The organism is Maribacter sp. MMG018 (genome assembly GCF_018100785.1).
Taxonomy (GTDB): Bacteria; Bacteroidota; Bacteroidia; order Flavobacteriales; family Flavobacteriaceae; genus Maribacter.
In genome coordinates, this window is the sequence record NZ_JAGJEC010000001.1 from 1,248,608 (window position 1) to 1,261,075 (window position 12,468).

At 40.1% G+C, this 12,468-nt stretch carries 11 protein-coding genes; 2 read left to right on the forward strand and 9 right to left on the reverse strand.

What is annotated here, in order from left to right:
• Nucleotides 1–150 precede the first annotated feature (150 nt).
• The 7 genes from J8L85_RS05340 to J8L85_RS05370 form a co-directional block, all read right to left on the reverse strand.
• On the reverse strand, nucleotides 151–816 hold the full coding sequence (locus J8L85_RS05340) for a hypothetical protein (RefSeq protein ID WP_211015273.1): 666 nt from the start codon (nucleotides 814–816) through the stop codon (nucleotides 151–153).
• A 34-nt stretch (nucleotides 817–850) separates the two neighbouring features.
• Nucleotides 851–1,597 (reverse strand): hypothetical protein, encoded by a 747-nt coding sequence (locus J8L85_RS05345; RefSeq protein WP_211015274.1) that lies wholly within the window; start codon nucleotides 1,595–1,597, stop codon nucleotides 851–853.
• Between the two features lie 53 nt (nucleotides 1,598–1,650).
• Nucleotides 1,651–2,454: a hypothetical protein gene (locus J8L85_RS05350; protein ID WP_211015275.1), complete on the reverse strand. Its 804-nt coding sequence runs from the start codon at nucleotides 2,452–2,454 to the stop codon at nucleotides 1,651–1,653.
• 11 nt (nucleotides 2,455–2,465) lie between these two features.
• Nucleotides 2,466–3,098 (reverse strand): hypothetical protein, encoded by a 633-nt coding sequence (locus J8L85_RS05355; RefSeq protein WP_211015276.1) that lies wholly within the window; start codon nucleotides 3,096–3,098, stop codon nucleotides 2,466–2,468.
• A 90-nt stretch (nucleotides 3,099–3,188) separates the two neighbouring features.
• Nucleotides 3,189–4,244 (reverse strand): hypothetical protein, encoded by a 1,056-nt coding sequence (locus tag J8L85_RS05360; RefSeq protein WP_211015278.1) that lies wholly within the window; start codon nucleotides 4,242–4,244, stop codon nucleotides 3,189–3,191.
• Nucleotides 4,245–4,421: 177 nt separating this feature from the next.
• A complete protein-coding gene (locus J8L85_RS05365) occupies nucleotides 4,422–5,048 on the reverse strand; it encodes a collagen-like protein (protein WP_211015280.1) in 627 nt (208 codons plus the stop codon).
• A gap of 127 nt (nucleotides 5,049–5,175) precedes the next feature.
• Nucleotides 5,176–6,057: a helix-turn-helix domain-containing protein gene (locus J8L85_RS05370; protein ID WP_211015282.1), complete on the reverse strand. Its 882-nt coding sequence runs from the start codon at nucleotides 6,055–6,057 to the stop codon at nucleotides 5,176–5,178.
• 434 nt (nucleotides 6,058–6,491) lie between these two features.
• Between J8L85_RS05370 and J8L85_RS05375 the strand changes: the two genes are divergently transcribed.
• Together J8L85_RS05375 and J8L85_RS05380 are read left to right on the forward strand one after the other, a co-directional pair.
• On the forward strand, nucleotides 6,492–7,229 hold the full coding sequence (locus tag J8L85_RS05375; protein ID WP_211015284.1) for a LytTR family DNA-binding domain-containing protein: 738 nt from the start codon (nucleotides 6,492–6,494) through the stop codon (nucleotides 7,227–7,229).
• Nucleotides 7,230–7,233: 4 nt separating this feature from the next.
• On the forward strand, nucleotides 7,234–8,763 hold the full coding sequence (locus J8L85_RS05380) for a histidine kinase (protein WP_211015286.1): 1,530 nt from the start codon (nucleotides 7,234–7,236) through the stop codon (nucleotides 8,761–8,763).
• 90 nt (nucleotides 8,764–8,853) lie between these two features.
• Here the strand turns inward: J8L85_RS05380 and J8L85_RS05385 are convergent, their stop codons facing one another.
• Nucleotides 8,854–9,066 (reverse strand): DUF6515 family protein, encoded by a 213-nt coding sequence (locus J8L85_RS05385; protein ID WP_211016362.1) that lies wholly within the window; start codon nucleotides 9,064–9,066, stop codon nucleotides 8,854–8,856.
• A 364-nt stretch (nucleotides 9,067–9,430) separates the two neighbouring features.
• Complete coding sequence (locus J8L85_RS05390) at nucleotides 9,431–12,466, reverse strand: TonB-dependent receptor (RefSeq protein ID WP_247656560.1); 3,036 nt, start codon at nucleotides 12,464–12,466, stop codon at nucleotides 9,431–9,433.
• Between the last annotated feature and the right edge of the window lie 2 nt (nucleotides 12,467–12,468).

Genomic DNA, 12,468 nt, shown 5'->3' on the forward strand with positions numbered 1-12,468 from the left:
TTATAAAAATAGAAATGGGGAATCGTTTTAGTGTCCCGAAAGTTTGGGTTTCAAAGAATCTGGACTTGCTTGGGGAGTAGAGCTTGATTTCCGGTATGGAAGGTGTCAAAATTTTTTCATAGTGAAAAATGGTCGATGCCGGGGAATAAACTATTGTTGTATGAGAACATTAAGTTCAAATGCAACAGTTAGGAATTCGGTAGGATAGTGTCCTGTGAGTTTTCCTTGTTGATCCAAGTCCGCGTCAAAGGGGTAGGTAGATTCACCATCCTCGTATTCGAACGTGCCCTCCATTTTAGTATCCAAAAGCACATAATTGCCACTAAAATAATAAGGTCCCAATAGGGTACCATCGTCCAATTCTGATTGGGTATAGCCGCTTAGGGTACGATCAATATTAAAATTTATTTCCATAGTTCTATAAAGTATATTGCTTAAAGAAGTACTTGGTTGATAAGTCCCCCTAAAGGTTCCTTGAAATGGGTTGTTGATGGTCAGCGATGCCAAATCCTTACCAGCCTCGTTGTATGCAAATAGTATTACGGTATGTACGCCAATGGGCAATGAAGGGTCCCACGATAATTGTCCGGTTTCTGAATCAATTGAAAGTCCTTGGATCTTATTTTCCAATCCAAACTTGCCCCGATCACCGTTCCATTGTACTTCTGGTAAAGGGCCTTCCCCATTGTGGAAATAACTGGCAGTGAGATTTGGTGTGACACTAAGTACGGGCGCTTTAACAACGGCGTCATCATCATTTTTAGAACAGGCCGTTATGACCAGCACGATTACGAGAATAAAATATAGTTTTTGCATAAGAGTTCGTTTTTTTGATCCTACTATAGGATTCTTAATCCCATTCAAATAAAAATCTTCCTTCAGTAGCTATAATTTCTCCGGAGGCATCTTTCTCTGCACCGTAAACACCATCTATTACCGGTAGATTTGGAAGTTCGTCATAATGGTATAATTGTCCTTTCATATAGGTGGTTTCGCCATTTGAAGTGTATTCGATAGCAATATTCGGCCCTTCCAAGGTTTCCCATGTGCCCGAAGCGGAAAACGCAGGATCGGCATAGTTAATCATGCTAACAGTATGATCTTCATGAAGCGTGAGCCCATATTCAACGGGAATAGTGGTTGGGTCTATTTCTGTAGGGTTACCAGCTTCGAATCCACCACTAAAGTACCCTTGGTCAAATCGATTGCTGAATAGTATATTGGTGTCTACGGCATCTTTACTGTTTTTGGCGGTTATGGTGAGGTCAAATTCCCCTAAAGGTAAAAGACGACTCCAGAAAATGATGCCCGTTTCTTCTTCAAACTTAATGTTGTTGCTTTCAAGAATGGTAGTGGTAGAAGAAATTGAAAGTGTTCCCTTTTCGCCATACCAATCAATTTCAATAGGTGCCAAACTGCCCTGTTTTTCAAAAATAGTTTCCACCAAAGAATCGGGATACCTAAGCAATATGCCCATTTCTTCATTGGCCCCATTTTGTGAAGGACCATCATCTTTGTTACAAGATTGTATCAGGAATATACATATGAAAAGACCAAAACAAGGCCTTAAAATGCTGAGTATGGGTATTGTCTTCATTTGGGTCATATATTTTTTTTCACTACGGCCGTTGTCTATGGCGAAGAACTTGATTAGTAGTTTTCGTAACTAACGGTATAGCTAATGGTACCGACCAGAGGGTCGTCGGAAATCATTTTGAATGCGATCAGGTTTCCGTCGCCATCACGTACCTTCTCCCCATAATCGTAATAGAAGTCGATGGCCTCAAAACGGTCCAGGTCTTTTTGGTGGAAAAAATAAAGCTCATAGGGGGCCAAATAGAAAAGCAATCCATGCCATATCGCCAATGCTGGTTGTGGGTCTAGATTATGGAAAACGCCTTTTTCGTTTCCTGAAGAGGTCAATTGGAAATAATTGTTACTGATAACCATTTCCGTTAGATTACTGTCGGGGTCAAACCTCCAACCCATTGGAAAGTTAGCTAAATCCCCATCAAGTCCATAAATACGGTTATCGGGATCAAAATGGTATGTGGTGGGTTGTACGTCTCCATTTATCATGAACTCTATATCGGAAATATCATTATTTGGGTCGTAGTCAAAAGTGGTTGCAAAATTTGAATCGTTGCTTTCATTCCCTATATTTATCGTTGTGATCAAGCCTGTTTCGTTATAACGTATTTCCATTTTCAAAATATTGTCCCCATCATCCGTTTTATATAACATGTCTATTGTTGTTAATTGAAGCGAATCATTGTAATCCATGGTATATACCACTGTTCGACCATAACTGTAGACCAAAGAAATAATATTGGGCATGGGCGTAAGGGTTTTGCTAGTTACTTCAGGGGCCGGACTGTCTTTGTCCTTAGAACAGGCCACTGGCAATATGGCCGCCAGCAGTATGATAATGATATATTTTGACTTCTTTTTCATATGATTTTCCTTTACTGGATTTCATAGGTCACTTCCATGTCATAATAAAATTCGCCCGGTGGTCTGTCGTAGTATAGGCTCACCTCATAAGGTTTATTAAAAAGGGCGCCATTCTCTTTTAGCGCTACAATGTCTCCCAATTTCTTTTTTGCATTTTTTGCCAGTAACGTAGCTTGTTTAAAAGATTTGTCCAGCGCCATTTGAGTAATTATTTCCACTTCTTTATCATCGATTACAATGGCCGAACTCATATCTAAAACTTGAAAAATAGGCAGTTTAATGGCAAGGAACCGTTTCATCTCTTCTACAGATTTTGTTTCGTATAGGTACAGGGCTCCCTCTTTGTTGTACCTCATGGTTTCATAGCCAAAAGTGAAGGGGTGTTCCTTTATACTACTCCATGAAAGACCACTTTCTTCCACTTTTTTTTTAAAACGCTCCTTTAGTTCGGCAAGACTCACGTAGTCATAATCATAACTTGAGGGATTGCTTAAAGAAATGGTTGCTTTGTATGTGGGATCCGGGTCTATATAAATTATCCTAGCGGTTACCTTGATCGTATTGGCCAATTGCTGTGCAAATAATGGCGAGCAGGCGAATAGGCAGGTACATAAAAGAAGTATTGTTATCGTTGGTGTTTTCATATCTTTTTTTGTTTGTTCGTAACCCGTTTTGGTACGGGGTATCTAGAATCTGATTTAATGTTTTTTATTGATTAAAACTTGTGGTATTGTTTAGTATTCAAAAGACCAAACATCGTTATATTCAGAGCCATTGATCACCCAAAGCTTGTTGTCAAAAAAGACCGAAGAATGTTGGGCACGTTTGGGGAATTCTTGCGAAGTTTTTACCTCGAACCAATCTATACCGTTGGTGCTTCGCCAAATATCATTTTGGCGTCCAAAGTAATTTTCATCACCATATTCGGCTAAGTGTCCTGCGGTGAGCCACATCTGCTCACCATCTGTGGTCAGCCCGTGGAATCCTCTTGTAGAGAAAGGGGCTTCATCTGTTGCCAGTATCCATTGATAACCGTTATCGCTGTACCATACATCACTTTTATAGATGTTGTTTCCACCTCCTATGAGCCATATTTTATTGTCATAAACGATGGTGGCATGCCACTTTCGCTTTCCAAAGGGGGCATTGTCGGTAACCAGCACCCAATTATACCCATCGGAACTCCTCCAAATATCGGAGTGTGTTTCGAACGTGTCGGTTTTTGCATTATGGCCCAAACCTCCGATCAGCCATAAAGAGCCATTGAATGCGGTAAGAGTATGGTCCGCTCTCTTGGCGAATTGCGCCATTGGCGTAACCAAATTCCATTCAATACCATCTTCAGATGACCAAACATCGTTTTTTATACTGTTGCTAAACTCCGATCCTTTGACCAACCCACCGGAAATCCACATTTTATTTTGAAAAACGGTAGCTCCAAAAAGGCTGCGTTGCGGAAAGTTCGCTTTTTCGTTCAGGTTGTTCCATTGTGCTCCGTTGGTGCTAAAGAGTACATCATCACTTATATTGGAGGCATCTTTGATGTTTCCGCCCAGGATCCACATTTTGTCATCAAAGATCAGCGAGCTATGGTTGTATCTTGGTAATAAAATAGGGGATGGGTCGTACTTAAGGGCTTTTAAGATCTTTGTCTTTGTGGTAAAACCCATTTTTAAATCGGTAGACCCGGTGTTTTCCAAAATATCAAAATATTCTTTTTGGCAAGAGGCCAATACCAAAAGCAATACACCGAAAAAGATTGATCCTATATTATTTTTTATTGTCTTCATACGTAATGATTTTATGAGTGGACCGTTTTTATTTCTTTAAGTAAAAAAATCAAATACACCTTTCTATTGTGTTATTTGTAAGGGGTCGTTTGCTTCACTTTTTTAACTATGAAGCCTACTTTTTCGGGGTATTGGGCAGCCTATAAAAAATAGGCTGCCTTTAGCTTAGTTGTTTTCTTATTCAGGAATGTTAAAGTGTGCCACTATTTCTTCGTAGCTCATATTTGAATAGGCCGTTGCCGATTTTAAGGTAATTCCTCCAATGCCATTACTCGCTTCAACACCACCAGGAATCAAAACATAACGATACTCAGAAAAAAGAGGTGCTCCAATATTGGAGCCATCAACTGTAGCCAACCTAATATTAATGGTCTCTAGTTTGTAATAGTAGTAGTAAGACACTCCTTGATTGCCTATAAACGGTAAAGCATATACATTATCGTTGTTCCCAACCTTCCCAAAAACAAGGACAGTCCCTTGATCAACTATTTCTTGGCTTAAGCCTGCTACATCAATATCTCCATTTGCCGTGGAGGATTCAATGTTATCATCGGCATCAACTATTGGAGAATCCAACCATTCTGAATAAATAACATTGGCGGTACCTGTATCTCCTTTTTCTCCTTGTTCACCGTCTGCCCCATCTTCCCCGTCTGCCCCGGCTTCACCTTGAATGCCCTGTTCCCCTTGTGGTCCTTGGGGGCCTATGGCGCCATCTTCACCATCTTCTTTAGAGCAAGCAATGAGCATACTTGATATGAACAGTAGGCTAAGTAATTGTTTTGTGAATTTAAAAGTTTTCATAATTGTTTGTTTGTAAATTATTGGAACAAACCTAATGGATATGCAAAGTGCCGAAGTCCTAGATATTTTGATTTTAAAGAATTAGGACAAAGAACAGTGCGGGTTGTTTTGTTTGGTCTTATGGCAATTAAGACATTGTGTATAAACTGTTCTTGTACTGTACCGGAGTTAGCCCTGTATGTTTTTTAAAAGCGGAATAAAAGGCGGATTTGGAATTAAAGCCTGCTTCCAAACCCAATGAAACTACGGTGTAATGCGCAAATGCACTGGAAGTGAGGTTTTGTTTCACGTCCGCAATCCTATATTCATTGATAAAATCGATAAAGCTTTTGTTTAAAAGACTATTGATCATGCTAGATAGGTAGCAGGCAGAAATGCCCAAAACTTCTGCCACCGATGACAGGCTAAGGCAAGGGTTTCTATATAGTTTTTTAAACCGCATCAGCTCTTCCAATTTCTTAAAATACTTATGGGCGGTGCTGAACTGTGTTTTCGACTTTGTATGAAGTTCTTTGATCCGTTGGGCGCAAAGCGATGCAATAATGTTCAACAAACACAGGTGTTTTTCAGTAAAAAAGCCCGCTTCGGGATGTTCGGAGTCGATAATGCCAAAAAGATTACCGTTGATAAGAATGGGGATGCATATTTCTGAGAGGCGTGGCTCGTCATCCACGATGTACCTTGGGTCTTTGGAAGTGTCGTTAATGATTTCCGCACATTTTGTGATGGCGACACTACCGACGATACCCTCGCCCAGATCCAGTTTTATTTGATTGTAAATACACTCTTTAGATGGATTTTTAGTACCATAGGCCGCATGTTGCGTGAGTTCAAATTTAACATGGTCGTAGGTGTAAATGACGCAATCGACAAAGCCTAAACGGTGGATCACATTTTTGGTGATGCCCCAAAGTACCTCGTCAATCGATTCTTTGGTACTTAATGAGGTAGAAAAAAAACTAACGGCCCTAATTTCCTCTAGGGTACTTAACGTGTTTGGATCTTGCATAGCCAATAATTGTATTTACGGGTTAATAAATGAACACTGTTAGGTAAAGTGAGTTTGGTCTATAAAATCGTTTAAGCCTTTTTTACATCCACCCTATAGTTTAGGGGTTGGTCTTCTGAAGGATGGTGATTGGACGGGAATAGCTTGTTGGTCTATAGCATATGAATGGTGTTTGCGGTTCGATTATTTTTCTCGGGTATTAAAAATAGAATCGTTGCTTTGTTCTGTATTTCTCATTGGTGATACGCTGCGAGAAATAGTGTGTTGGCCGTGGTAATTAATGTGTATATAGAGGAATTGTCGGTTTTTTTGCTGTAAAAGCCTTCCATACAGTTATTGTACCATCTGTACAGCCATACCTACAATCTATCATGTTGTATAGCCGATATAGGGGCAGAAGGCAATAACTTGAAGAATAAAACAGGACACAGGGCATGAGAACAATAATAGTCGATGACGAGCCTGCCGCTATCAAAAATTTAGCTTGGGAGCTTCAGAAATTTTCGGACGACATTAAGGTCATAGATACTTTTACCTCTGCAAACGAGGCCCTTTCGGGTATAAATTATTTAAAACCCGATTGTGTTTTTTTAGATATAGAAATGCCCGAGATGAACGGCTTCGCATTGCTGCGGCAATTACAGTACCGCGACTTTGCCGTGGTCATTACCACGGCCTACAGTCAATATGCAATACAGGCCATAAAAGAAAGTGCCTTGGACTATCTTTTAAAACCTATAGATTCGGATGAGATCGGTATGGTGGTAGATAAGCTTAAAAAGCTTAATACCCCAGAGAATCTTCAGGAGCAGTTTCTTCAAACATTGGCAGCACTGTCCAGGGCCGATTCGCCTAAAATGGTTCAGATTCCCGTAAACGGAAAAGTGCTTTTTATTAGGGTAGAGGATATCGTTTATTGTGAATCTGACGGTAATTACTCCAAAATATTTCTTGAATCTGACAAAGAGGTCTATACCTCCAGAAAATTGAAGGACTTAGGCCTGCTGTTGCCAAAAGACTATTTTTTCCGCATTCATAATTCCTACATCGTACATACGCTTAAAGTGGTCGAATATCTGCGAACAGAAGGGTATGTGGTGCTTTGTAATAATAAAAAGATTCCGGTGTCGAGAAATAAAAAAGAGGAGTTCTTGATCAAAATGTCATATTGAGCGGATGAAGATAGCTACCATTAGGTCGTTTTTTGAGAACAGCAACCAGAACGGATTTGGTTTTTTAACGGTAGTAGTGCTGTTCTACCTCTTTATTTTCTTTTTCATTCAATTTTTTCAGCACAAAAAAAGGTATTACTTGCTGTACAGCCTTTATGCCCTTGTAAATGCGGCCAGTCTATTAAAATATATAGACGGTGTGTTTTTTTCTGATTTTTTCGATACCTCTTTGGGGGTTTGGTACCAGAGGGCCGTCCATTATCCGTCGCAATTGTTCGGCTCCCTTTTTTTTAGCTATTTTATTATAGAGATCATGCAATTGCGAAAGACCTTTCCGAAGTCGATCAAGGTAATCGATGTATTGTTCCTTGTTTCCTCTATCATTTTTTTAGTCTTATGGGGCGTGTATATGAACGATTTCTCTTCATATCTAATAGATTATTTTCATGCCTATGTGTTTTTGGTTTTAAGCTATATCACCTTCTTTTGGGCTTTTTATATGGTCGCCAAAAGCAATATGGCCATTAAATGGTACATTCTATCCGGTATGTCCATTTTGGTGGTTTCCTATTTTGCCATTTCGGTAATGTCTATGCGGGCCATGACCGCAAATAGAGAAACATTGTATATCTATTACATAGGCATATTAATAGAGAGTTTGCTTTTTGCGCTGGCCATTGGGTTGGAGCAAAAAATGGTGTATAGAGAAAAGACATTGGTACAGAAAAAGTACATTCAACAATTGGAAGAGAACCAGACTATGAAGGAGAGTATTAATAGAACGCTGTCCGAAGAACTCTTACAGACCAGAACCGAGATCGAGGATCTTTCTGCCGAGGCACAACGCGAACGCACCGAAAAACTCACCATGAAATTCGAGAACAAGTTTGCCCAATTGCGATTGAATGCCCTGCGGAGTCAAATGAGTCCACATTTTATCTTCAATGCCTTAAATTCTATCAAGTCCTATTTTATAGACAACGATCAAGAAAAGGCGATCTTTTACCTGTCCAAGTTTTCTAAACTGATCCGGTGTATATTAGAGAGTTCTAGAGAAGAGGAAATTACCTTAAAAGAAGAGCTGGACATTTTAGAAATGTACATGGCCATAGAGAACGATCGCTTTAAGAACGATATTAAGTTTAAAATATCCACGGCAGAAGGTGTAGAACTGGAAAATATAATGATTCCGGCCCTTGTTTTACAGCCTTTTATAGAGAATGCCATTTGGCACGGCCTATCAACAAAGAAAGGCGAAAAACTATTGGACTTGTCCGTCTCATATTCGAACATACCGAATACCATAGAAATTAGAATCGCCGACAATGGTGTGGGCAGGCAGGTTTCTGAAGATAGAAACCTCACAAACCCGTTAAAGAAAGAGTCGTTGGGTCTAATATTGACCAGAGATAGGCTAGATCTTTTTTCCAAAAAATTTAAAAAGCATTATAGCTACAACATAGAGGATATTGTAGATGAAACCATAGGTAGTGCATTGGGGACAGTGGTGGTGGTTGAAATTCCCGCTCCATAGGGCACTACGTTTGCTCTTGGGCCATACTACTGCTTCTTAAAATAACCGATATGTGGGTAATTACCTTGTTTAGGTACCGGTATATGGTTTTTAAATATTCACCAAAACGAAACCTCTTCTGGTTTTTTTGTAATGCTTACCGTTCCAGAAATAATAACGTTTGCCTTTAACGGTGACAATTTTATGATTTCTAGGAGCTTTCTTAACAATGGTAACCTGGGCAGGTTCTGTTGCTACATGTGTTGCACATGATGATAGGTTGAACAAGAAAAACATCGAAATTAAAATAACAAAACGTCTCATAGTCATATTATTTTGGGTTGCTATTGTTAGTAAGATTGCGGTATTCGAAAAAGGTTTAATAGTAATGATGCGGTTAGATGTGCCCTGTTTGTTTGTGGGTAGGCTCATTTTACAATTAGGGAGTTCTTGTTGTTTTAACGACGGCTTCATTTAACCAGCTCTTTGATAGTTGGTTTTATAGCACGCAATGCCCTATACATACAAAGATTGTTGCTATGAACTATATGTATTTTTTATACTATCGTTAAAGGGCAATTAAAAGAGTGATGGTTTTTACGTAGGTTTTGTGGCATCAAAAAAGAACCCGACCTTCAGGTGAAGGTCGGGTTCGATCAAAAATAAACTAACTCAAACTACTTTTTCACTAGAACTGAAATGCAAGTTTTGTAAATATTCTAGTACCATCTAAACCAAATTGAGTGGTTTGCCATGGGTATTTGAACCTGCCCACAAAATCAAGGTTTCTGTCGTTGGGCACGCCGCCATTTGAACTGTATGCGTCAGCAAAGGTATCGGGGTATACATTGAATAAGTTATTGGCACCTAATGTAAATTTGATCTTGTCCGTAAAGCCATAACTAAAACTTAAATCGGTCAACCATTTTCCGCCGTAAGTAGCATCATCGTCCGGGTTGCTCGGGTGTTTGTAGGTGACCTTACCATAATTTAGGAAAGTTAAATTAGTGGAAAATTTTCCTAGGGTATAGGTTCCTGTTGCTACGATTTTTTGTCGGGGCCTCCAAGTTTCCATTCTAGAAACATCCTCTCTTGAAAAGATATTATCTTCAAGTCCGTTTTGTGTTATAAACTGAGGAAAATTGGTTCCGGTTACCTCTGTTTTATTAAAGTTGGCACCGATACTACCATTTAACATACCCTTGCCAAGTTCTATATTGTCATATGTCAATACAATATCCAAACCAGTGGTCTTAGTATCAACTGCATTTAAGAAGAAACCTATTCTGCCTACGTTTGCATTTGCCAAAGTCTGGTCTACCGGATTGTTAGGGTCCCCGGTTGGGCCTACTTGGCCCGAAAGAACAATACGGTCATCTACCTCTATTTGATACGCATCAACGGTAAGACCTAATTTTTTGTTTATACGCCAGGTAATTCCACCACCCAGATTAAAGGAAGTCTCGGCCGTTAATCTAGGAATTCCCAAAGCCCTTAATGCAGGGTCTGCGTTATTGATGAAACCGTTTTGCTGTATACCGTCCTCGGTTAATGTTGTAGTCAATGAAGTATAAAATACTTGATGCAAGGAAGGAGCCCTAAATCCGTTACTGACCGAAGCACGGAAAGAAAGCTTATCATTGGCCGTTTTTAACCTAGTGTTTAATTTCCAACTTACGTTATCGCCAAAATCACTATAGCTTTCGTAACGTAATGCTCCACCTATCAAGAAAGTCTTGGAGATGTCAGCGGTTACATCGGTATAGACCCCTATATTATTTCTGTAATCGTTAGAAACGTTCTCTGGTTTAAAACCTCCAAAAGATTCTGAACCCGTTCTGTCGCCAACGGCATCTGGTGACTCCCCGTCACCGTACGAAGCAAATTCCCCTTCTTCGGTCACAAAACGTTCTGTTCTGTGTTCCGCACCAAAGGCAACGGTTACGGCTTTGTCGTTATTACCTTCGAATACCCGTACAATGTCCAAATTGTTTACAACATGGCTAAACTGATGTGCGCCATTGTAAAAATCACTGGGGCTACCTCCTGCAAAAGACTGGTTAAAAGAGTTTGTTATATAATAATCTATACGGTTTTGACCCATTGTAGAACTTAAGTCAACATCCCAATTGTTATAGGTGGTCTTTAAACCGACAGCTAATGTGTAGTCTCTAATTTGTGGCGACATTTCTGCCAAAAAGAATTCTTGATCTGGGTAAATTGCCTCAAAACCCGCTACCCAATAGGGTACACGTGCAAATTGTGGAGCAGAACCGTTACGGTTGGCCAAGGTACCAAAAGAATATAGCTCGGTATTGCTTTCCTCATCTAAAGTAAAGCCTGCGTTATACGAAAAATTGGTGATGGTCATGTCAGGTAATCCTACCTGAAAACCGGCACTTGGGTTTCTCTGTAAAAACCCGGCCAGGTCATCTGTGTCATAAGCATCGGGGTTAGATGCATCGGGGGCCGGAACTCCCCAGTAACCTGCCTCGTCTTCTAAACTGGTAATTTCTCCTGCTCGCTGTGATCTTTTTTGGTCAAAATAATTGAAAGTGAAATTTGCATATCCCTTTTCCGATTGTACACCGGCACCGGCCTCTATTTGTAATTGCTCACCATCCCCTTCGGTAGTTGTGCTATAACTGGTATTTAAAAATGGTTTGGAACTCTTTTTCATAACCAGGTTGATCACACCTGCAACGGCGTCCGAGCCATATTGTGCGGCCGCACCATCTCTTAACACTTCTACACTGGATAGGGCAGCGGAAGGAATTGCCTTCATGTCTACACCTACCTCACCACGACCGGGCGTAACATAACTGTAAACCAGGGCGCTGGCATTTTTTCTCTTACCATTGACCAAAACCAAGGTTCTACTGGGCAATAGCCCTCGTAAATCTGCAGGACTGAAATGAGCGGCAGCATCGGAGATAGGTTGTTGGGTAGAATTATAAGATGGTACCTTGAACATAAGCTGTTGGTCTAAAACACCTTTACCGGTAGCTGCCAATTCGGCAATTTTAAGATTGTCTACAGGTACGGGAGAGTCAAAAGATGTTCTTGGCTTTCCCCTACTACCTACTACCACTACGTCATCTAATTGCGCGGCCGCCTCTTTTAAAACGACCTCAACGGTAGTTTTTCCGTTTACGGGTACATCTGTGGTTTGAAATCCAATGTAAGATACGGTCAGTACCGCATTATCGTCCGTTACGCTAATGGTAAAGTTACCGTCAAAATCTGTGGTGGTTCCGTTGGTGGTTCCCTTTTCAAGAACACTTGCCCCACCTAGCGGATTTCCGTCCACGTCCTTTATAGTTCCTTTTATTTCTCTTTCTTGGGGTGTGTTTATTGCCGACACTCTTTTGGTCAGGACTATTTGATTTTCATTGATTCTAAAATCAAAACCAGTTTTTTTCGATAGTCGTTCCAAAACCTCCCGAATAGTTTCTCTTTGGGCCTTGAGTGACGTTTTTTGGTTGTCATCTATCTCTTTTACGCTATAGAAGAAACGATACCCTGTTTGAGATTTTATTTCCTTTAAAATTCGTTTTAGAGGAACATCGTTGTAATCAAAATCCATTTTCTTTTGTGACATAACGGAGTTTGCCGACAATTGAAACAGCATAAAAGAGGCCATAAGAAAACAGATTTTCATCTTAAAATTCAATTTTTTGCCACGCTCTATTTGCAGAACGTCGCCCTCATCACATTTTTTCATAA